Genomic DNA, 21308 nt, shown 5'->3' with positions numbered 1-21308 from the left:
AACGCCGCTCTGTAAATTTGGGTGGCGTTTATTTTTTACATTTATTTTATCTTTAGGAACTTGAAGATCGAACTAATAACCGGAAGTGATAGGTGAAGGATAAACGGGTAACTAGATGATCGAACTAGTGCCCGAATGGGATGGAAAAGAACAAAAGGGTAAACTAGATGATCGAACTAGTGCCCGAACAGGCTGGAAAAGAGTAAAAGGGTAAACTAGATGATCAAACTAATGCCCGAATGAGCTGGAAAAGAGTAAAAGGGTTAACTAGATGATCAAACTAGTGCCCGAATGGGATGGAAAAGAACAAGAGGGTAAACTAGATGATCAAACTAATGCCCGAACGAGCTGGAAAAGAGTAAAAGGGTAAACTAGATGATCAAACTAATGCCCGAACAGGCTGGAAAAGAGTAAAAGGGTTAACTAGATAATCAAACTAATGCCCGAATGAGCTGGAAAAGAGTAAAAGGGTAAACTAGATGATCAAACTAGTGCCCGAATGAGCTGGAAAAGAACAAAAGGGTAAACTAGATAATCAAACTAGTGCCCGAACAGGCTGGAAAAGAGTAAAAGGGTAAACTAGATGATCAAACTAGTGCCCGAATGAGCTGGAAAAGAGTAAAAGGGTAAACTAGATGATCAAACTAGTGCCCGAATGAGCTGGAAAAGAGTAAAAGGGTTAACTAGATGATCAAACTAGTGCCCGAATGAGCTGGAAAAGAGTAAAAGGGTTAACTAGATAATCAAACTAATGCCCGAATGAGCTGGAAAAGAACAATAGGGTAAAGAAGATGATCGAACTAGTGCCCGAACAAGAGGGCAAATGATAAATCTGTAAATCAAAATAAGATCGAACTAATACCTCGAACGAGATAGTTAAAAAAGAAATGGGGAACGAGATTCTCTCTTTAAAAGAAAAATAATTTGAAATCTGTAATTCCTTATGATAGAATTACTCATACAATATATTGTGTATGGAAATGAAAACAACAACTACATATAGTGATTAAGCGATGGTGTTCTATCAGAACATAATAGGGAATCCGGTCTAAATCCGGAGCTGTCCCCGCAACTGTAAGTGTCGACGAACAAAGCATGCCACTGTTTCATCCGAAAATATTCGGAGAAACGGGAAGGGCTTTTAGTAGAATGAAGCATGAGCCAGGAGACCTGCCACCTTAATCTAAAGTTTCTTTTTCTTCGGGGGTTGGGAAGATGAAACGATAGTACATAGTGAAGGTGCGTCATGCTTTATTATTATTCTGTCGTTTTATCCGCTCAAATCCTTGAGCGGATTTTTTTTGTTCAATTTCAGCTCTGTCAACCCTTGAGGATTAAGATTTCCATAAAAGTCGGGCCTGATCAAGGCGCCTACGCATTTCGTTTGCCTAGCTTCAGCGCCTAGCCCCTCGAGGTCTTAAGCCAAATCGTCAGGAAGGTGAAGAACAACCTTCCTGCCAATCCGTCTTAAGCTTGTCGGGCCTGAACAAGGCGCCTACGCATTTCGTTTCACATTTGGAGGAGGAATTAATTTGAAAATATTAGAAGTAAGTTATGAAATCAATTTTGACGAACTAATGAAATCATTCCCTAAATTACCTATACAATCATTGAAAAATAGAGCGGAGCAAATGGATCATTTAGATTCATCAACAATATATGAGCAACTCATTCTGGAATGCTTATCCTACATATCGATGGATGAGCCTGATTGGACCTATGTTGCAGCACAATTATATTCGAAAAAGATATATAAAGAAGCTGCACTCAATAGGAATTATTCAGATGAACAAGCTTACGGAGATTTCTATTCTCTACTAAAGAAGCTTACTGAACTGGATATCTATGAAAAAGACTTACTAAACACTTATTCAAAAGAAGATATTGATGAGTTAGGTACATTCATTTCTCCAGAACGCGATCAGCTTTTCACCTATTTAGGTGTGAAAATGCTGGCAGACCGATACTTAGCAAAGGATAGAATGAAGAATATTTATGAATTGCCACAGGAGCGATTCATGATTATAGCTATGGTATTAATGAAAAAAGAAACTTCCAATAGATTGGAATTGGTTAAAGAAGCTTATTGGGCGATGAGCAATCTGTATATGACTGTTGCAACACCAACGTTAACGAACGCAGGGAAAAACTGGGGGCAGCTATCCAGCTGTTTTATTGAAACAGTGGATGATAGCCTCGATTCCATTTATGACAGTAATACAGATATTGCAGCTCTATCTAAAAACGGTGGGGGAATTGGCGTTTATCTTGGGAAAATCCGCAGCCGCGGCAGTGAAATAAAGGGCTTCAAAGGTGCTTCTTCAGGTGTTCTTCCTTGGATGAAACAGTTGAATAACACGGCTGTAAGTGTGGATCAGCTTGGTCAAAGACAAGGCGCAATCAGTGTGTATCTTGATGTATGGCATAAAGACATCTTTTCTTTCTTAGATGCAAAGCTAAATAATGGCGATGAGAGATTGCGCACACATGATTTATTTACTGGAGTATGTCTTCCTGACTTATTTATGGAAAAAGTAGAAAACAGAGAAGAATGGTATTTATTTGATCCCCATGAGGTCAGACAAAAAATGGGTTATTCCCTAGAGGATTTCTATGATGAATCTGAAGGATCAGGTTCATTCCGTCAGAAGTATGAGGAATGTGTTCAGCATGCTGGATTGTCAAAAGAAACTGTACCGGCGATCGAAATAATGAAAATGATTATGAGAAGCCAGCTTGAGACAGGAACGCCTTTCATGTTTTATCGGGATGAAGTCAATCGTAAAAACGCAAATGCTCATGCAGGGATGATATATTGTACAAATCTATGTACAGAAATTGTTCAAAACCAAAGTGTAACAAAGCGGGAGGAAGAGTATACGAGGGATGGAAGAATCATTATTGAAAAAATCCCAGGAGATTTTGTCGTTTGCAATCTATCGTCTATAAATCTCGCACGAGCGTACAATGATCAAGTATTAGAAAGATTAGTCCCCATTCAAGTTAGAATGCTTGATAATGTGATTGATATCAATACGATTCCAGTATTGCAAGGTCAACTGACCAATCAGAAATATCGCGCAATTGGCCTTGGAACCTTCGGATGGCACCATCTGTTAGCAACAAATAAAATAATCTGGGAGAGCCCAGAGTCTCTCGATTTTGCAGATGAGATTTATGAGAAGATCGCTTATTTAACGATTGATAGCTCAATGAAGTTAGCAGCAGAAAAAGGAGCTTATCCAGCATTTCCAGGATCGGATTGGGATACGGGTGCTTATTTTACAAAACGTGGATATTTGGCATCCGAAAGTCAATATGATTGGTCTGGTTTGATGGCAGATGTTAAGAAAAATGGGATGAGAAACGGTTACTTGCAGGCCGTAGCTCCAAATGCATCTACAGCTTTAATCGCTGGGAGCACTCCGAGCATTGATCCAATTTTCAATAAGCAATATTCCGAGGAAAAGAAGGATTACCGCATCCCTGTAACAGCACCTGACTTGAACAGCCAAACGACTTGGTATTATAAATCGGCTTATCATATCGATCAAAAATGGAGCATTGAGCAAAACGCGCGCAGACAAAAACATATTGATCAAGCCATTTCTTTTAACCTTTATATTCAAAATAATGTTAAAGCAAAAGAACTATTAGATCTGCATGTTTCCGCTTGGAAAAACAAATTTAAAACAACTTATTATCTGCGGTCAACATCAACAGAAGTTGAGGACTGTGAATCTTGTTCCAGCTAAAAAAAGTTAGGAGAGTTTAATAAAATGGATGTTATAAAAAAACGCCCGATTATGAATCACGAGGCACCCAACCGTTCCACAGGGATTTTAAATGGTGAATGCTCAAATATTCTAAATTGGGATGATGTCAGATATTCATGGGCGTACCCGAAATATAAAAAAATGCTCGCAAATTTTTGGACACCTTTTGAAATAAATATGTCTCAGGATATAAGGCAATTCCCTCAATTAACTGATGACGAACAAGATGCCTTTTTAAAGATTATCGGTCTGTTAGCATTGCTTGATAGCATTCAAACCGACTATGCGGGGAAAACAGCAGACTATCTGACAGATTCCAGCCTGTCTGCATTGATGATCATTTTGGCACAACAAGAAGTGATTCACAATCATTCCTATTCTTATATCCTTTCCTCGCTTGTTCCTAAAAAGAAACAGGATGAAGTGTTTGATTATTGGAGAACAGAGCCAACATTGAGAAAAAGAAATGACTTTATTACGAACGGTTATAAAGATTTTGCAGAAAACCCAACAGCTGAAAACTTATTAAAATCCATAGTATATGATGTAGTTCTCGAAGGGTTATTCTTTTACTCAGGTTTTGCCTTCTTTTATTATCTTGCTCGCAATCAGAAGATGGTTTCGACTTCAACGATGATAAATTATATTAATCGTGATGAACAGATCCATGTTGATTTATTTGTGAAGATATTTAAAGAAATACTGAATGAAAACCCGGAACTAAACACATTAGAGTTGCAAGAATTTGTAAAAGAAACATTTAAAGAAGCGGCCGAGCTTGAAATTGAATGGGCCCATTATATCATTGGAGATAAAATGGATGGTATTTTAATCAGTGACTTAGAAGCTTATATTAAGTTCTATGCCAATGTTAGAAGCAATCAGCTAGGTTTTGAAAGACCCTTCGAAGGCTACCGCAAGAATCCTCTTCGATGGATTGTTGCCTATGAAGAAGTCGATCAAGGTAAATCAGACTTTTTCGAGCAGAAATCAAGACAATATACAAAAGTAAATCAAGTTGATAATGGATTTGACGAACTATAACACATATAATAAACCTTGCAAATACTGCAAGGTTTATTTTTATAAGAAAAGCGCAGGCAGCTCGCCCAGCCCCGACAAGCTAAAGGCCTCGAGGGGCTAGCCGCCGAAGCTGGACAAAGAGAAGCGCAAAAGGTATAAGAGATGAGTCACATGCGCTCGGTCCCACTGGTGTGTAGGATTTAACCCACGTTCATGGATTGGGCATGTCCGCCATAAGTCAAAAAGTCAGCCTACGAATGTAGATAAAAAGAATAGAGGGATTGAAAATGAAGACTGTTTTAATCGTTGACGATGATCAGCATGTCAGATATTTAGTGAAGGATTTATTGTTAAAGGAAGGATTTCGTGCAGTTGAAGCAGCAGATGGAAATGAAGCATTGGCTGAGCTCGAAAAAAGAGACTTCGATTTAGCGATAGCTGATATAATGATGCCTAATTTGGACGGATACGGACTAACAGAGCAGATTCGTACCAATTACGATATTCCGGTTATTTTATTAACTGCAAAAGGCCAAATAGAGGATAAGGAAAAGGGCTATCTTCTTGGTACAGATGATTATTTAGTAAAGCCATTCGAGCCTAAAGAGCTCCTTTTTAGAGTGAATGCACTATTAAGAAGGTATGGTAAAGCAGCGGAATCGAGTGTGAAGGCCGGCCCATTATTTATAAATAAAAAAAGCTACGAAGTAGAAGTAAACGGAAAAACATACATCCTTCCATTAAAGGAGTTTGATTTGCTTCATTTCTTTGCTTCACGTCCGAACCAAGTGTTCAGCCGAGCGCAATTAATTGAAAATGTCTGGGGTCTGGGTTTTGAAGGAGATGAACGGACTGTAGATGTACATATTAAGCGGTTAAGAGAAAGATTTACGAAACTAGGTATAGCTGTCAGCATAAAAACCATCCGAGGAGTAGGCTATTCACTGGAGGTCAATTAATGAAAACCTTATATTCAAAAATTGCCATCACCACAATTGTGATCATGCTTATTAGCAGTTTGCTTTCTTTTTTTATTTCGAATCTGTATTATCAAAAAACCCTTAAACCGCTGAATGATGAAAAAGTAACGAATATCGGTTTAGAATTAGTGGCTTTTTTAAATCATCATCAACAATTAAATATTGATGAATATTTGCACCATATTGGCGATATCGGTTATCAGCTTTATGTAACAGATGGACAGAATGATCATCGTTTTTATGGAGCAGAGTACCGTGAAACGAACTTGCCCAATACTGCGGTCGGTCAGGTTTTGAGAGGAGATATTTATCACGGCATATCCAACTTCCCAATTACAACATTTGTAACGGGTTTCTTTGCCAACGAATTAAAGAATTCAGTCGGTGTTCAATTTGAACATGGAGGTCATACATATGCACTTTTCATTAGACCGGATATTAAATTATTATTTAGTGAAATGCATATCATGTTTGGTTGGTTACTTTTCGGAATTCTTGTGCTCAGCATCCTTTTTGTATTAATTAGTACGAAGTATATTGTGAAACCGATTAGTAAATTAAATGAGGCAACCGCAATTATTGCAGATGGAAGGTTTGGCATTCAGCTTAATACTTCACAAAAAGATGAAATTGGTGAGCTCTCAGCAAGTTTTATGAAAATGGCCAGGAAACTAGATAAAGCTAATGAAATGAGAAAGGAATTTATTTCTAATATTTCTCATGATATTCAATCGCCATTATCCAACATTAAAGGGTACCTAAATCTGTTTAAAAAGAAAACATTATCAGCAGAAGAAAGAGATTATATTCATGTAGTAGAGGGAGAGGTCGACCGCTTATCAAACTTGACGAATCAACTATTACTATTATCGTCTATTGATACGAAAAAGGATTTGGTCAACCGATCATCTTTTGATATAAGCGATCAGATAAAACTCGTCATTAAACAAAATCAATGGTATTTAGAGGAAAAGGGAATAATGGTGAGCTATGCTTTGCCCCCATTTCAATATACAGGCGACCCGTCATTGCTCTATTCCATATGGGAAAATTTGATGACGAATGCGATAAAATATAGTGATGAAAATGGCGAAATAGATATCCGTTTAGAAGAGAAAGCAGATAGTGTGCATATTCATTTCCAAGATGATGGCATCGGTTTAACTAACGCTGAAATTGAGAGAATCTTTGAACGCCTTTATCGTGCAGATATATCAAGGAATCGAGCGGTTAAAGGTACCGGATTAGGCTTAGCCATAGTTCAATCAATTATAGAACTGCATGATGGCAAGATATTTGTTGAAAGTGAAAAAACAAAAGGAACAACTTTTACCATCATTCTTCCAAAAAATGCGGATTTATAGTAATCGAATTTAATTATAAAAAAGTAAAATCGATTGATTCAATTGTAAATTTCTATTCATATTCCGTTCATATTCATCTTGTAAATTGAAGGAGAAGTAAAGGAAAGGTGTTCATGAGACAACTTTCATACTTTATAATAATATATACTTGAATTGAACTTATATTTATATTGATGAAAAGAGGGGAATTATATGAATAAATATAGTAAGCTTTTATTAAGATTATCCGCAATATTTGCACTAGTTGGCGCATTTTTAGGCTCACATATGGCAGGAGAGGGCAGTTACTTATATAAGCCCATTCATGCCCATAGCTTGGTTGTTGGCTGGCTTTCACTATTTGCCTGGGCGGTCTATTATAAAGTATTCACGCCAAAACTGGGCTTGCTTGCTAAACTCCATGTAGGGTCAGCTGTTATAGGGTCCATTGGGCTGACTGGAGGAATGGCAATGTTTATTTTTAAACCAGCCTTCTTGCCTGATGTTGTAAACACGATTTTTTATATCGTTGGCGGCAGTATCTTATTGTTAAGCTTTTTATTTTTCTTAATCCTTACTTTTACTAATTCAAATGTAGAAAAACCATAATATAGAACGAGAGCCTCTCAACCAAGAGGTTTTTTTTTTGCGCTTTTAAAGGATTAGAAAAGAAGAGTATGAAGTACGCACCCAACTAATCTTCTTAACTCCCAGAGTCTACACTTCAATCTTATATTCTCTCAAATTAGTGAACTCTCATGCTCATGTACAGTCATTATTCTACAGTGAATATGTTCAATTAAACAATAAATCATAACCATATGGTTATGATTTATTGTGCAAATATGTATTATATTTAATACTATTCAGATAGTATAATTGTCCTTGAGTTAATTGTAGTCATATAAATAATTCTTAATATTCCTTCTCTCACCCGAGAAGGCTGTTGTTATGCAGAACATTAACAGAATAAAAGTCAAAGGAGGAGCATTCTTGGAGAATCATCACGCTTATTCTGAGATTAGGATGTTGAATCAGGTGATTGCACCGATATTTATCATTGCTAATTTTGGCTACTTCCTCTCATTATACATGCCTGAATTCCCTGGGTTAAGCTTTATAGCAGCCAGTATAGGACTTGCAATTATTTTAATTTCTTGGCTAGGGAAACGGTCTTTCCTTTTTACATTTGCTTTAATTGCTGTCACTCTCATCTATTCGATCGTGTTTAGTTGGGAAATGCTTTTTTAACGTCTAGATAGAATAGTCGGAGAAGTAGTAATTTAAGAAGAGACTGTTTGAACAATTATCTCGAATTAATGAATTTTTCTTTTCGAAATAATTTATGATTGTTTTATTTTTTATGGGGGGTATTCGTATGTCTGAAAATGAAAATCAAAAAGTGGATCATCATCTTAAATCAAGACGTACATTTTTGAAAAATTCAGGATTGACTGTTGGCGGTATCGTTTTGGGCGGGGCAGTGGCAAATCTTTTAGGTGTGAATACTGGAGGATCCTCTGAGCATGTACATACATCACCTCAAGAGCCAGTGTCTTATCCTAATGAAGCATTAATGTTTTTCACGATGGATCAATATCGATTGACAGCTGCCGCAGCTGAACGGATCTTTCCTAAAGATGAATTAGGACCTGGTGCGATTGAATTAAATGTCGCCATTTATATAGATCATCAGCTGGCAAGTCCATGGGGTGCAAATGTAAAGGATTATATGCAAGGTCCTTTTTATTCTCCAGATCAGCTTCAAGGGACTCAGCTGCGACTATTGCGTAAGGATTTATTCCTTTTAGGCCTTGAAGGTTTGGACAAGTACAGCAATAAAAAGTTCAAGAAAAACTTTATTGAGCTAGAAGTAAATGAACAGGATGAGGTGCTAACTGACTTTGAAAGTGGCGAGAAATATAAACTTTCAGGTATCTCCTCATCACATTTCTTTTCGATGCTGCGAACATTGACGATAGAAGGAGCATATGCGGATCCTTTATATGGAGGAAACAAAGAGATGAAAGGCTGGAAGATGAGGAAGTATCCAGGTTCTTATATGAGTTATACGAATGACATTCAAAGCAATTCATTTGTAGAGAAGAAGCCGCAAAGCCTAAACAGTCATATGGGCCATTAATCAATGAAAGGATTGACAATCATGAGTACAAAGTTACCTAAAGTGCCTGTTGTTATTGTAGGTATGGGCTGGGCAGGAGGCATCATTGCCTCAGAATTAACAAAGGCAGGGTTGAAGGTTGTTGGTCTTGAGCGGGGAAAAGCAAGATCAACACAGGATTACTCAATGGGGCATGATGAGCTTCGCTTTCAGCATCGAACAGAACTGATGCAGGATTTATCAAAAGAAACAATTACTTCACGTAATAATAGTAAGACGAGAGCTTTACCGATGAGGCATTACGGCACATTTATCGTCGGAGATGGTATCGGTGGTGCAGGAAGCCACTGGAACGGACAAACTTACCGCTTTTTACCCTATGACTTTGAAATAAAAACGCTGACAGAGAAGCGCTACGGAAAAAACAAAATAAAAAAAGGCTATACTGTCCAGGATTGGGGCATGACTTATGATGAATTAGAGCCCTATTATGATACTTTTGAAAAGATGGCAGGTATCTCTGGTGAAACCGTAGAGCTATATGGCAAAAGGTCAAATCCTTATCCGACTGGACCGATGTTGAAAACGCCGATTATGGAAGAGTTTGAAAAGGCTACAAAAAAGCTCGGCTATAAACCCTATATTTTGCCCTCTGGAAACCTGTCTGAAAATTACACAAATCCAGATGGCATTAGCCGAAGTGCTTGTCAATATTGTGCTTATTGTGAGAACTTTGGGTGCGAATATGGGGCAAAAGCGGACCCGGTTGTAACCGTTATTCCTGTAGCGAAGCAGACTGGAAATCTTGACTTGCGTACACATTCCAATGTCACAAAAATTGTGAATGACGGTCAAAAAGCTACTGGCGTTATTTATGTAAATACACTAACAGGAGAAGAGTTTGAACAGCCTGCAGAAGTCGTAGTTATCGCGAGCTATGTATTTAACAATGTACGCCTATTGCTTAACTCAAATCTTGGCAAGCCATATGACCCGCAAACAGGTGCAGGTGCTGTTGGTAAAAACTACGCCTACCAAATCTCTGCAGGTGGCTCTACACTATTTTTCGATAATAAAGAGTTCAATTTATATGGAGGTGCTGGAGCACTAGGCATAGAAATTGCTGAATTTACAGGGGATAATTTTGATCACACGAATGAAAATTTCATTCATGGAGCTGGTATTCGGACCACCCAATATGGCGACCGTCCGATTGCAGTCAACAGAGTGCCAAATGGTACAGCATCATGGGGTAGTGAATTTAAAAAGCAATCGATTAAATATGCAAACAGCACGTTTCCTGTTAAGATACAAGGTGCGAGCTTACCCCATCAACAAAATTATCTGGATCTCGATCCAACCTATAAAGACGCATACGGTATGCCTTTATTACGGATGACCTATGATTATACTGAGCAGGATAAAGAAATGGTTAAGTATATGTCAAAGGTGACGAGAAACATAGCAGAGAATATAGGTCCGGATCATATCGAAACCTCTGAAGAACAAGCGCCGTTTAATGTAAATAAAGACACGAACACGCATAATACAGGAGGCGTCATAATGGGGGCAGACCCGCAAACTTCTGCTGTTAATTCCTATTTGCAAATGTGGGATGCTGAAAATGTATTTGTAGCGGGTGCCTCAGCATTTCCTCATAATAGCTGCTTTAATCCTACTGGTACATTAGGTGCGCTATCTTACAGAGCTGCAGAAGGAATCATTCGATATATGAAGGATGGAGGATCTCTAGTTTAATACTATTTCCTATAAATACCTGGCTTCATTCCTTATGAAGGCAGGTGTTTTTTGCATTGATAAGCGATTTAATTTTACAATATGAATATCCTATCTTTAATCTAAGGAGGCTGCTCAGTGGATTTATTACAGATGAAGTATTTTGAAGCGGTTGCACGCCATCAGCATTTAACAAAGGCTGCTGCTGAGCTGAATGTTTCTCAGCCTGCATTAAGTAAAATGATTTCAAAGCTTGAACAAGATTTAGGCTATGAACTATTTGATCGTACGGGAAGACAGATTAAACTAAATAAGTACGGAGAGGCTTACAAAGGGACTGTTGAGAAAGTATTTTTAGAAATGAAAATCGGCGAAAGAGAGCTGGCATTTTTAGCGGAAAAACAAAATGATTTGATTACAGTTGCAGTAACCATTCCCTTAATCTTGCCAGACTTGTTTGGAGGATTTTTGGAAAAACAGCCAAGAGTGAGATTCAGACAATACCATGCCTCTTCAGAAAGAATGAGTCATCAGCTTCAAATAGGGGAAATTGATGTTGGGATTTCGACTGTGCCGATCATAGGTAACGACATTGAATGGTATCCAGTATTGGAGGAAGATATCCTAATGTCCGTACCCATTACTCATCCATTAGCGAACAGGGAATCTATTTTTCTAAAAGAGCTGGAGCATGATCCGTTTATCGTGATGTCAGCTGGTTACGGCTTTAGAGATATGACGGAGCGTTTCTGTGAAAAGGCAGGGTTTTATCCGAATTTTGCTTTTGAGGGGGACGAAACAGGTGTCACTTATGAATTGGTGGAAAAAGGTCTGGGTGTTGCCTTCTGTCCTTCCATCATTAAAAGTAAAAGAAGTGAGAGTCTAAATATAGCGAAGTTGAAAATAAAAGAACCTGAGTGCACAAGAATAGTTGGTGTTGTGTGGCATAAAAGGCGGGCCCAATCGGAAATGGTTAAAGAATTTATTGCATTTACAATCAATTTTTTAAAAAAGCAAATTTGACAAGGTTATTGAATAAAGCAGGCTGGTGTCATGCTTCACCTGCTTTGTTGTAACACTTAGCTTTAGTTCCCTATGTTTTAATATAAACCGCTTTTACAAAAAAAGAGTAAAAAAACCAACCGATGATAGCACCAAAAACATTCAAAATGATGTCATCGATATCAAAGCTCCCCCTTTTAGTAAGCAGTTGCATCGTTTCAATAAATGAAATAGTTAAAAACATAATGACAACGGTTTTAAGAAAATTTAGTCCTTTTATTCTTAAAAATAGGCCATAGGGTATGAATAAGCCAATATTAGCAGCTAGATTATAAAAAGAGATGAGCGAGTTAACTTCATTAGAAAGATAAAAGGAAATAGTAGCAAACGGAATGATGTTCATCGAATCATAGCTTTGATCATTTGGACGGAAAAATAACAAAATTAATAACGCGATGGAATATATAACTGCCAAATAATATCCGATCCTTAATGAAATCATTATCCTTTTACCTGAAATGTATGATATTAAAAAGAATACAATAGAAAATAAGCAAAAAAACACAACTGGCAACACAACCACATTCAAATAAAAAACCAGCTCATACATAACAGGTGAAACAAGCAAATATAAACAAATAGCTATAAGTAATGAAAAAACCAGACTTCTCTTCATAATTACTCCCCTCCCTCAATCACAAACCGAATTTCATAAACATTCTATCATAAATAATACCAAAATTTGTACAAGGATAGTTGGTTGACAATATACCCTATTGGGTATAAAGTTAATTTTGTAAGTTAATTAAATCATTTAGGGGGATCAATCAGTATGCTATTATTGCTTTTGATAGCAGTGATCATTGCCGTTTATTTAAATCTAAGAAATCGTCCAATAAAAGGGGTGGAAGCTGCTGATTCATTTGACCAGCATCCAGCTGATGTAAAGATACTTGATGTGAGGGATTATAACCAATCATATCAAAGTCCTATTTTGGATAGTATTAATATACCTGTTGCCTATTTAAATAGGTATTATCATGCGTCGAGTCAAATTGAAGAAAATATGAGTATCCGTTTTCTGAGAAAGAAAGGCTTTTCTGTTATTGGTTATCCATTAACGAATAAACAAATATAAAATTAACGGAAGGAGAATGAGCGGATGGAATATGGTGACCAAATGAAAAATAGAGTAAAGCGTATGGAAGGACAGCTTCGCGGAATATTGAAAATGATGGAAGATGGTAAAGATTGCCGTGATATCGTGACCCAACTTTCAGCAGTCCGCTCTGCAGCAGACAGAACAATCGGCTTGGTGGTAAGTTCCAATCTAGTGGAATGTGTATTAAAGGCCGATCAATCGAATGATGAAAGTAGTGAAATCATCAAAGAAGCTGTCAATATGCTTGTAAAAAGCAGATGAAATTTAGCGGTTGACATTTTTTATTTTGTTTATTAATATACCCATAGGGGTAATGGTATATTAATAAGGTGGCGGTTGGAGTGACTAAAAATTGAATTGGAATGACCAAAAAATGCAATTAGAGAGTTAAAACTAAGCAAAAGTGCCTAATAGGTGCCTATTGGTGGCGAAACATCGCTTCAGATTCACACTCAATAAATGAAATGATTACAAAAAGTGCTTTCAGCAACAATAAAAAGGAGGTAAAAAAATGAATGTAAAACAAGTATTAGATGTAAAAGGAATCGCATGCCCAATGCCAATTGTAAAAACTAAAAAAGCAATAAGGCAATTAGAAACTGGCGAGGTTTTAGAAATCCATGCTACAGATAAGGGTGCAAAGAATGATTTAACTGCTTGGGCAAAATCGGGCGGGCATGAATTATTAGAGCATATCGAAGAAAATGACGTATTAAAGTTTTGGATTAAAAAAGGATAAAAAAATTTACAATTCTATATACCTATACGGGTATATGTAAAAATATAAGGAGGCAATTATGACAGAGAAAAAGAGAACAACGATAATATTATTTAGTGGTGATTATGATAAGGCGATGGCGGCGTACATTATAGCGAATGGTGCAGCGGCATACGATCATGAGGTGACCATTTTTCACACTTTCTGGGGCCTGAACGCTCTGAGAAAAGACGAACAAGTAACAGTTAAAAAAGGTTTTATGGAAAAAATGTTTGCCAAAATGATGCCGCGTGGCGCAGATAAAATGGGGTTATCGAATATGAATTTTGCTGGTTTCGGTCCCAAGATGATTAAAGGTGTCATGAAAAAGCATAATGCTGTTCCGCTTCCAGATTTAATTGAGATGGCGCAGGACCAAGATATAAAGCTTGTTGCATGTACGATGACAATGGATTTACTCGGCTTACATCAAGAAGAATTACTAGATGGCATTGAATATGCTGGTGTAGCAGCTTATCTTGCAGATGCCGAAGATGGAAAGGTGAACTTATTTATCTAATTTATAGGGGGATACTTCCCTTATAAAAGGAGGTATTCATTCAATTGGATTATCTAAATTTTCTTCTTTTCGCTCTTATAGCTCTATTTCTGCTCAGTCGAATTCTCCCAACTAAAGGAATAAGGCATATTACAATGGCGGAATTAAGAACCGAATTAGGTGCAAAAGATAAGCAATTTATCGATGTTCGTACACAAGGAGAGTATAAAGCCCGCTCGATCAATCAATTTAAAAATATTCCCTTGCATGATATAACAGTAAAAGCATCTGGTCTTTCAAAGGATCAAGAAGTGGTTGTGATTTGTCAGAGCGGAATGAGAAGCAATAAAGCAAGTAAATTATTGAAACAACAAGGGTTTCAAAAGATAACAAATGTCAGAGGCGGCATGAATGCCTGGTAATCATAATGGGAGGTGGAACAAGAATGGAACAAATCTTACCATCTGAAGTCGAGCAATTCATAAAAAGTGATAAGGATCGCCAAATCATTGATGTGCGAGAAGTAGAAGAAGCAGCAAAAGGGAAAATCCCAGGCGCGGTCCATATACCTCTAGGATTACTGGAGTTCCGTTTGCATGAATTAGATAAAACGAAGGAATATGTGATGGTATGCCGCTCAGGTGGCAGAAGTGAAAGGGCAACGCGGCTATTAGAAGACCATGGCTACAAGGTGAAAAATATGGCTGGTGGCATGATGGCATGGGAAGGAAAAACTGAATAAACGGTTAACAAAATATATCATACCGATAGCGGTATAATTGGAGGCTTTATAATGGAAAAAATGAAAGTGAACCAAACGCTAGATGCAAAGGGATTAGCTTGTCCAATGCCGATCGTCAAAACAAAGAAAGCAATGAAGGATTTAGAATCTGGTCACGTGCTGGAAATACAAGCAACTGACAAAGGATCCAAAGCTGATATTAAAGCATGGTCTGAAAGTACAGGCCATCAATATTTAGGTACGATAGAAGAAGGTGGGGTTTTAAATCATTTTATAAGAAAATCGTCTCATGATGAAACCACTTCAGAAACAAAGTATCCGTATACAATCAGCAACGAAGACCTTATGAAAACATTGGAAGATAATGAACAAGTAGTTGTACTAGATGTACGTGAAACTGCAGAATATGCTTTCAATCATATTCCAGGTGCAATCTCTATTCCATTAGGAGAGCTTGAAGATCATTTTGACCAATTAAATAAAGCATCAAAGACTTTTGTTATATGCCGAACAGGAACCCGAAGTGATTTAGCTTCACAAAAGTTGGCGAGTAATGGTTTTACAAATGTATTTAACGTCTTACCAGGTATGAGTGGATGGTTTGGGAAAACAGTCAACTTCAATCAATAAGAATAATGCATACACATGCAACACTCTATTTTTTTACAAACTAATATACCGTGGGGGGTAATAAAAATGACAGTAAAAGCTATGAAGCCACATGAAGTTACGAAAAAGGTATTTAATAAGGAAGAGCTATTTATTATTGACGTTCGTAACGAAGCTGATTTTCAAGATTGGAAAATCGAAGGAGTGAACTTTGAATATTTGAATGTCCCGTATTTTGATTTGCTAGATGGTGTGGAAAGAATAATGGATCAGATTCCAGCCAATAAAGAAATCATTGTAGTATGCGCGAAAGAAGGCTCCTCCATTATGATTGCGGAAATGCTTTTGGAAGAAGGGCTTGAAGTGTCCTACTTGGAAGGTGGCATGAAAGCTTGGAGTGAGCATTTAGAACCAGTTAAGCTGGGTGAGTTGAAAAACGGTGGAGAACTATATCAATTTGTGAGAATCGGTAAAGGCTGTTTATCATATATGGCCGTTTCGGAAGGTGAGGCAGCTCTAATTGATGCGACAAGAATGACCGATGTTTATCTTAAGTTTGCCGAAAGTATTGGTGCAAAGATTATTCATGTTTTCGATACACATTTGCATGCTGATCATATTTCAGGCGGTCGTATCATTGCTGAAGAAACAGGCGCTGCCTATTGGCTGTCGCCAAAGGATGCAGAAGAGGTAACTTTTGAATACAACCGATTAGAAGATGGAAATGAAGTGAAGATAGGCAGTACAGCGATTAATATTCACGCATTATATTCCCCTGGACATACAATTGGTTCTACATCGTTTGTCATCGATGAGAAATACTTGCTAACTGGAGATATTCTGTTTATTGATTCTATCGGTAGACCTGACCTTGCAGGATTAGCAGGAGACTGGGTTGGTGATTTAAGAGAAAGCTTATATCAACGTTATAAAGAATTATCCAGTGAATTAATGGTTTTACCTGCTCATTTTATGATTATCGACGAGTTAAATGATGACGGAAGCGTTGCAGAGAAATTAGGTGTTTTATTTGAAAAGAATCATGGATTAAATATAGACGACGAAACAGAATTTAGAAAAATGGTCACTGAAAATCTTCCGCCGCAGCCAAATGCTTATCAGGAAATCCGCGAAACTAATATGGGGAAATTTGCACCTGATGAAGAAAAGCAGCGCGAAATGGAAATCGGTCCTAATCGATGTGCAGTGCGATAATAAAATCAGGGGGAAAACAAAATGGAAACAGCAAAACTACTAGATGCAAAAGGGCTTGCATGTCCGCTGCCAATTGTGAAAACAAAAAAGCGATGAATGATCTTGAACAAAGGCAAGTGCTAGAAGTGCATTCTACAGATAAAGGATCAATAAATGATATCAGTGCATGGACTAAATCTTGTGGCCATACTCTTTTAAAGCAAGAGGAAGAGGACGGAGTCTATAAATTTTGGATTCAAAAAAAATAATGAAAAAAAGGAACCGGTCTTGGTTCCCTTTTTCAAAGTACATGATAAGAGAGGAGAAGTAAAATGGATTTTGCATTTATTATCACAATCTTCCTGATTGGATTTATTGGCTCTTATTTATCAGGTATGCTCGGCATTGGTGGCTCAATTATCAAATATCCGATGCTATTATATATTCCTTCTTTATTAGGAGTTGCTACCTTTACAGCCCATGAAGTGTCCGGAATTAGTGCAGTCCAAGTGTTCTTTGCGACGATTGGCGGTGTATGGGCATATAGGAAAGGCGGGTACTTAAATAAAACGCTCATTGCTTATATGGGTATTAGTATATTGATCGGCAGCTTCGTTGGTGGATTTGGGTCAAAGCTTATGCCAGAGAGCGGAATTAATCTCGTCTATGGTGTATTGGCACTCATCGCAGCAATCATGATGTTTATTCCGAAGAAAGGCTTAGACGATATACCTTATGATCAAGTAAAATTCAATAAATGGCTGGCAGCTGTTTTAGCATTAATTGTCGGTTTGGGTGCTGGGATTGTCGGGGCAGCAGGTGCGTTTTTACTAGTGCCAATCATGCTCACTGTTTTAAAAATCCCAACAAGAATGACGATTGCATCCTCCTTGGCCATTACATTAATTTCTTCTATTGGCGCTACAGTAGGGAAAGTTTCGACTGGTCAGGTGGATTATTATCCGGCAATTATCATGGTTGTTGCCAGTTTAATCGCTTCTCCACTCGGTGCAATGGCAGGTAAAAAAATGAATACAAAGATTCTGCAAATTATTCTTGCCATACTTATCTTTGCAACAGCAGTTAAAATTTGGATTGATATTTTATAAGGTGAGGAGATATAAAGAGGAAAAGAATCATAAATGCAGTAATTGCCAATTTAGAGAAGAAAAACCGCGGAGACAATTTATTCCTTCCATATGACCCGGGGTTTTAGTTTTGCTCCTGGTTGAGTCATTATATTGATTTATCATATGAAGAACTGACAATTAAAATCACGGAATGTCAGTTTAAATTGATTTGGCGGTCTGTGATTTTTATTTATACAAGATAAAAAAATAATGGATAACGATAATAGAAAAAGGAGTGGTTGAAAATGAACATTTGTGAAGAGTATGATCCAACTTGTTAGCACAAACATTTTATATATACTTTTTTAATGCAGAGTTTCCGTTTACTGCGCATTATTCTAATTTCACTACAGGGGCATTAAACAAAAAATAAAATACCCTTCAGTGTTTGTTTATCAAGCTGTGATTGGTAATGAAGTTCATATTTCAATCTTCCAAAAAACACCCTTTCACTTGAAAGAGGGTGTTTTTTACAGAACTTAACATTAATTGTATATTATTCAGAATTATAAGTCTATATTTTTTAAAAAATTACTTTATAATCAATCCTATCAAATGATTGAAAGGTGGTTTTAAGTTTGTTTGAACAATCTCCTTATGAAGTGAGAGTGGAATGGGGAAGGCGTGGGGCTAGAGATGCAGCGAGTAGGGGGGATATTGTAATAATTGTGGATGTCCTTAGTTTTTCTTCAACTGTAATTTCAGCTTTGCGATATGGATCTATTATTTATCCTTTTCCACCAAATTTGGATGGAAGGGGGTACGCAAATAAAGTAGGTGCTAATTATATTCTAGGTAGAGCTGAGGCAACTAAAATAGGAAATCCGACTTTATCACCAGGTACCTTTAACCATGGTCACTCTAATAAAAAATATGTATTATCCTCGCTTAATGGTGCATTTTGTACTTGGGTAGCTTCTAAGGTTCCAGCACTTTTAATAGGCTCGTTAATTAATGCTTCATCAGTTGCTTCCGTTGCTAATCAATTAAGAATAAAAACAAAGGCAAATATTACTGTCATTCCTTGTGGTGAACAATGGAGTGATGCTAGAGAGAATGAAGATGCTCTTCGGCCTTCTATTGAAGATTATTTAGGTGCTGGTGCGATACTTTCATACTTAAACGGGAAAAAGTCCCCTGAAGTCGAAGTGTGTATTGGTGCGTTTAAGCATTCAAAACAAAAATTAAATGAATTAGTTTGGGAGTGTGGAAGTGGGCGTGAATTACGTGAACGAGGGTTTGCGGAGGATGTGAAATATTGTAGTCATTTAAATGTTGATCAAACGGTTCCAATATTAAATAAGGATCATTTTGTAACTGTGAGTGAAAAATGAAAAAAATTATCTTTAACAGAAGATGGCAGTGTTTCTTTTGAGCAGTTAAGCATTTCAGTAGACTGTTAAAAAAAAAGGCGCAGTTCTATAAAAAAGACTACACCCATTTTGGAATATTTAAGCTTGTTGATTTGTCGGACGAACAATTACTTCGTTGACAGCAACATCTGCTGGTTCTTCAATTGCAAAAGCGATTATACGTGCGATACTTTCAGGCGCAATTGCTCCTTTATATAATTCATCATAGGCACTCTTTAATTCTGTATCTGTGATTGTTTCTGTTAGCTCAGTATTGATCGCACCCGGTGAAATGTTTGTGGTGCGAATATTTGACCCATTAGCTGCTTCTTCTTGTCGTAAACCTTCTGTGATCGCTCTTACGGCATGTTTAGTACCACTATACACAGCACCACCTGCGTAGACATGGTGACCAGCAATCGATGATAAATTGATGATATGACCAGATTTCTGTTCTCTCATTGTTGGTAAAACTGATCCAATGCCATATAATAACCCTTTAATATTGACATCAATCATCATATCCCACTCATCAACTTTTTTCTTGAAAAGAGGAGATTGTGGCATAGTCCCCGCATTATTAATTAAAACATCAATTCTCTTATAATTATTTAAAGCATATTCTGCTAATGCTTCAACTTCTGTTCTTGAAGTGACATCTGTTACTTGATATACAGCTTGACCACCATTTTTTTCTATCTCATCCTTTAACATTTTTAAGCGATCCTCACGACGTGCTCCAAGAACTACTTTTGCACCTCTAGAAGCAAGTTCTTTTGCTGTAGCTTCTCCTATACCACTTGATGCACCTGTAATAATGACAACCTTATCTTTAATTCCCGACATGTTCATTCCTCCAAGTTTTTATCTTTATTTAATATTTTCCTAATTTTACACACATAGTGAACGTTTCCTTCTTTAAATGGGTTGTTTCAGGTATCACCTCCTGTGTAATATGTGCTTAGTTTATTTGCTAGAGTTATCTCTAAGTCAAGTGCTTTTTATTATTTTTTAAGGCTGTTTTCGTTTCCTTTGTTGCTTTTCGCAGGTAGTCGTTGATTTCCTCTCCAAGTGAGCCTCATCGTCCGCTTCACTTCCGCAGGAGTCTCGCACACCCGTTCCAATCACCTTTTTTATCAATGGTTTGTTTTATTAAAACCTATGAAAAAACAACAATCTATTAGAAAAGAGCCTTTTTTAATCTGTACTTTGATTTTTTTCTTGAACAAAACTTTCAAATAAATCTTTTCTGCCGTTTTTGGTAATATAGTCTTGGTAAAGGTCGATCTTCTTATCTAAAAGAGAAAGGTTGTTTTCATAAGTCTTTAACTTTGCTTTTACATTCGCTCGATGGTCTTCTAATAATTGCACAAGCTCATCTAACCCCTCATCACCTAATTCCCATAAAGCCTTGTATCGTTTCAAATCCTCTAAGGTCATGCCGGTATCTTTCATATGCAACAAAAATTCTATCCATAAACGATTTTCTTCAGTGTAACTGCGGATGTTACCTTTATTTCTCTTGGGAATAACAAGCCCTTCTTTTTCATAAAACCTCAAAGTATGTTCGCTCACACCAATCACTTTTGCTAACTGACCAATTCGATATGTTTTCTCAGTCAATTCTACACCCCCTAATCATTTGATTTACTGAGCGTTTGTTTTATTCAGCTACTTACTTAAGTGATCCTATAATAGGTGTTAGAGTTAACTCTAAGTCAAGAATAAATACTATTATCATGAATTTGTTCTTGAATAAATGAAATAAAGTGTCAAAAATTTGTTTGAGTAGGTTAAATAAGCCAAAAAGTTGGTCTTTTGGAATATAGAGAAAGGAAAAAAATGATGATGATATTCAAGTGCATTAACCGTCTATTGAA

22 protein-coding genes, 1 pseudogene and 1 riboswitch are annotated in these 21308 nt (G+C 37.1%); of the genes and pseudogenes, 20 read left to right on the top strand and 3 right to left on the bottom strand.

The window, feature by feature from the left end:
* Window positions 1-997 precede the first annotated feature (997 nt).
* Window positions 998-1192, top strand: a riboswitch (cobalamin riboswitch).
* A 334-nt stretch (window positions 1193-1526) separates the two neighbouring features.
* The 9 genes from J2S17_RS11370 to J2S17_RS11330 all read left to right on the top strand — a co-directional run bounded on the left by J2S17_RS11370 (window position 1527) and on the right by J2S17_RS11330 (window position 12004).
* The gene (locus tag J2S17_RS11370) at window positions 1527-3755 is read left to right on the top strand and encodes a ribonucleoside-diphosphate reductase subunit alpha (protein ID WP_307474975.1); all 2229 of its coding nucleotides are present in this window, start codon (window positions 1527-1529) and stop codon (window positions 3753-3755) included.
* A 24-nt stretch (window positions 3756-3779) separates the two neighbouring features.
* Window positions 3780-4820 carry a ribonucleotide-diphosphate reductase subunit beta gene (locus J2S17_RS11365; RefSeq protein WP_307474885.1) on the top strand — a complete coding sequence of 347 codons (1041 nt, stop codon included), beginning with the start codon at window positions 3780-3782 and terminating at the stop codon, window positions 4818-4820.
* Window positions 4821-5086: 266 nt separating this feature from the next.
* Window positions 5087-5758 (top strand): response regulator transcription factor, encoded by a 672-nt coding sequence (locus J2S17_RS11360; RefSeq protein WP_307474883.1) that lies wholly within the window; start codon window positions 5087-5089, stop codon window positions 5756-5758.
* Window positions 5758-7143 (top strand): sensor histidine kinase, encoded by a 1386-nt coding sequence (locus J2S17_RS11355; RefSeq protein ID WP_307474881.1) that lies wholly within the window; start codon window positions 5758-5760, stop codon window positions 7141-7143. Before J2S17_RS11360 ends, J2S17_RS11355 begins: the two co-directional genes overlap by 1 nt.
* A gap of 192 nt (window positions 7144-7335) precedes the next feature.
* Window positions 7336-7731 carry a hypothetical protein gene (locus J2S17_RS11350; RefSeq protein WP_307474880.1) on the top strand — a complete coding sequence of 132 codons (396 nt, stop codon included), beginning with the start codon at window positions 7336-7338 and terminating at the stop codon, window positions 7729-7731.
* A 384-nt stretch (window positions 7732-8115) separates the two neighbouring features.
* Entirely contained in the window at window positions 8116-8373 is a 258-nt protein-coding gene (locus J2S17_RS11345) for a hypothetical protein (protein WP_307474878.1), read from the top strand.
* A gap of 127 nt (window positions 8374-8500) precedes the next feature.
* Window positions 8501-9265: a gluconate 2-dehydrogenase subunit 3 family protein gene (locus tag J2S17_RS11340; RefSeq protein WP_307474876.1), complete on the top strand. Its 765-nt coding sequence runs from the start codon at window positions 8501-8503 to the stop codon at window positions 9263-9265.
* 21 nt (window positions 9266-9286) lie between these two features.
* Complete coding sequence (locus J2S17_RS11335) at window positions 9287-11002, top strand: GMC family oxidoreductase (protein ID WP_307474874.1); 1716 nt, start codon at window positions 9287-9289, stop codon at window positions 11000-11002.
* 117 nt (window positions 11003-11119) lie between these two features.
* Window positions 11120-12004, top strand: coding sequence for a LysR family transcriptional regulator (locus J2S17_RS11330; RefSeq protein WP_307474871.1), 885 nt, complete (start codon window positions 11120-11122; stop codon window positions 12002-12004).
* A gap of 70 nt (window positions 12005-12074) precedes the next feature.
* Here J2S17_RS11330 and J2S17_RS11325 read toward each other — a convergent pair whose 3' ends face one another.
* Entirely contained in the window at window positions 12075-12659 is a 585-nt protein-coding gene (locus J2S17_RS11325; protein ID WP_307474869.1) for a VanZ family protein, read from the bottom strand.
* Window positions 12660-12815: 156 nt separating this feature from the next.
* Here J2S17_RS11325 and J2S17_RS11320 point away from each other — a divergent pair, with 156 nt between their 5' ends.
* The 11 genes and pseudogenes from J2S17_RS11320 to J2S17_RS11270 all read left to right on the top strand — a co-directional run bounded on the left by J2S17_RS11320 (window position 12816) and on the right by J2S17_RS11270 (window position 19410).
* Window positions 12816-13121: a hypothetical protein gene (locus J2S17_RS11320; protein WP_307474867.1), complete on the top strand. Its 306-nt coding sequence runs from the start codon at window positions 12816-12818 to the stop codon at window positions 13119-13121.
* A gap of 24 nt (window positions 13122-13145) precedes the next feature.
* A complete protein-coding gene (locus J2S17_RS11315; RefSeq protein ID WP_307474865.1) occupies window positions 13146-13406 on the top strand; it encodes a metal-sensitive transcriptional regulator in 261 nt (86 codons plus the stop codon).
* 250 nt (window positions 13407-13656) lie between these two features.
* Window positions 13657-13884 (top strand): sulfurtransferase TusA family protein, encoded by a 228-nt coding sequence (locus tag J2S17_RS11310; RefSeq protein ID WP_307474863.1) that lies wholly within the window; start codon window positions 13657-13659, stop codon window positions 13882-13884.
* Between the two features lie 58 nt (window positions 13885-13942).
* Window positions 13943-14422: a DsrE/DsrF/DrsH-like family protein gene (locus J2S17_RS11305; RefSeq protein ID WP_307474861.1), complete on the top strand. Its 480-nt coding sequence runs from the start codon at window positions 13943-13945 to the stop codon at window positions 14420-14422.
* A 44-nt stretch (window positions 14423-14466) separates the two neighbouring features.
* Complete coding sequence (locus J2S17_RS11300) at window positions 14467-14823, top strand: rhodanese-like domain-containing protein (protein WP_307474859.1); 357 nt, start codon at window positions 14467-14469, stop codon at window positions 14821-14823.
* Window positions 14824-14846: 23 nt separating this feature from the next.
* Window positions 14847-15143 (top strand): rhodanese-like domain-containing protein, encoded by a 297-nt coding sequence (locus tag J2S17_RS11295; RefSeq protein ID WP_307474857.1) that lies wholly within the window; start codon window positions 14847-14849, stop codon window positions 15141-15143.
* Window positions 15144-15194: 51 nt separating this feature from the next.
* The gene (locus J2S17_RS11290; RefSeq protein ID WP_307474855.1) at window positions 15195-15773 is read left to right on the top strand and encodes a sulfurtransferase TusA family protein; all 579 of its coding nucleotides are present in this window, start codon (window positions 15195-15197) and stop codon (window positions 15771-15773) included.
* Window positions 15774-15839: 66 nt separating this feature from the next.
* Window positions 15840-16967 (top strand): MBL fold metallo-hydrolase, encoded by a 1128-nt coding sequence (locus tag J2S17_RS11285; RefSeq protein WP_307474854.1) that lies wholly within the window; start codon window positions 15840-15842, stop codon window positions 16965-16967.
* Between the two features lie 21 nt (window positions 16968-16988).
* Window positions 16989-17215, top strand: a pseudogene (locus tag J2S17_RS11280) (sulfurtransferase TusA family protein).
* Window positions 17216-17278: 63 nt separating this feature from the next.
* Window positions 17279-18055, top strand: a complete 777-nt coding sequence (locus J2S17_RS11275) for a sulfite exporter TauE/SafE family protein (protein WP_307474853.1) — start codon at window positions 17279-17281, stop codon at window positions 18053-18055.
* A gap of 599 nt (window positions 18056-18654) precedes the next feature.
* Window positions 18655-19410, top strand: a complete 756-nt coding sequence (locus J2S17_RS11270; RefSeq protein ID WP_307474852.1) for a 2-phosphosulfolactate phosphatase — start codon at window positions 18655-18657, stop codon at window positions 19408-19410.
* Between the two features lie 117 nt (window positions 19411-19527).
* Here the strand turns inward: J2S17_RS11270 and J2S17_RS11265 are convergent, their stop codons facing one another.
* Window positions 19528-20274: an SDR family oxidoreductase gene (locus tag J2S17_RS11265; RefSeq protein ID WP_307474851.1), complete on the bottom strand. Its 747-nt coding sequence runs from the start codon at window positions 20272-20274 to the stop codon at window positions 19528-19530.
* Window positions 20275-20625: 351 nt separating this feature from the next.
* Window positions 20626-21051, bottom strand: coding sequence for a MerR family transcriptional regulator (locus tag J2S17_RS11260; RefSeq protein WP_307474850.1), 426 nt, complete (start codon window positions 21049-21051; stop codon window positions 20626-20628).
* Window positions 21052-21308 lie beyond the last annotated feature (257 nt).

The organism is Cytobacillus purgationiresistens (assembly GCF_030813235.1).
Classification (GTDB): Bacteria; Bacillota; Bacilli; order Bacillales; family Cytobacillaceae; genus Cytobacillus; species Cytobacillus purgationiresistens.
The sequence above is the reverse complement of the archived record's forward strand: the minus strand, read 5'-3'. Positions and strand labels throughout refer to the sequence as shown.

Coding starts and splice junctions, on each gene's coding strand:
- J2S17_RS11365 (WP_307474885.1), top strand. CDS start 3,780: ATGGATGTTATAAAAAAACGCCCGATTATGAATCACGAGGCACCCAAC.
- J2S17_RS11360 (WP_307474883.1), top strand. CDS start 5,087: ATGAAGACTGTTTTAATCGTTGACGATGATCAGCATGTCAGATATTTA.
- J2S17_RS11355 (WP_307474881.1), top strand. CDS start 5,758: ATGAAAACCTTATATTCAAAAATTGCCATCACCACAATTGTGATCATG.
- J2S17_RS11350 (WP_307474880.1), top strand. CDS start 7,336: ATGAATAAATATAGTAAGCTTTTATTAAGATTATCCGCAATATTTGCA.
- J2S17_RS11340 (WP_307474876.1), top strand. CDS start 8,501: ATGTCTGAAAATGAAAATCAAAAAGTGGATCATCATCTTAAATCAAGA.
- J2S17_RS11335 (WP_307474874.1), top strand. CDS start 9,287: ATGAGTACAAAGTTACCTAAAGTGCCTGTTGTTATTGTAGGTATGGGC.
- J2S17_RS11325 (WP_307474869.1), bottom strand. CDS start 12,659: ATGAAGAGAAGTCTGGTTTTTTCATTACTTATAGCTATTTGTTTATAT.
- J2S17_RS11320 (WP_307474867.1), top strand. CDS start 12,816: ATGCTATTATTGCTTTTGATAGCAGTGATCATTGCCGTTTATTTAAAT.
- J2S17_RS11315 (WP_307474865.1), top strand. CDS start 13,146: ATGGAATATGGTGACCAAATGAAAAATAGAGTAAAGCGTATGGAAGGA.
- J2S17_RS11310 (WP_307474863.1), top strand. CDS start 13,657: ATGAATGTAAAACAAGTATTAGATGTAAAAGGAATCGCATGCCCAATG.
- J2S17_RS11305 (WP_307474861.1), top strand. CDS start 13,943: ATGACAGAGAAAAAGAGAACAACGATAATATTATTTAGTGGTGATTAT.
- J2S17_RS11295 (WP_307474857.1), top strand. CDS start 14,847: ATGGAACAAATCTTACCATCTGAAGTCGAGCAATTCATAAAAAGTGAT.
- J2S17_RS11290 (WP_307474855.1), top strand. CDS start 15,195: ATGGAAAAAATGAAAGTGAACCAAACGCTAGATGCAAAGGGATTAGCT.
- J2S17_RS11285 (WP_307474854.1), top strand. CDS start 15,840: ATGACAGTAAAAGCTATGAAGCCACATGAAGTTACGAAAAAGGTATTT.
- J2S17_RS11275 (WP_307474853.1), top strand. CDS start 17,279: ATGGATTTTGCATTTATTATCACAATCTTCCTGATTGGATTTATTGGC.
- J2S17_RS11265 (WP_307474851.1), bottom strand. CDS start 20,274: ATGTCGGGAATTAAAGATAAGGTTGTCATTATTACAGGTGCATCAAGT.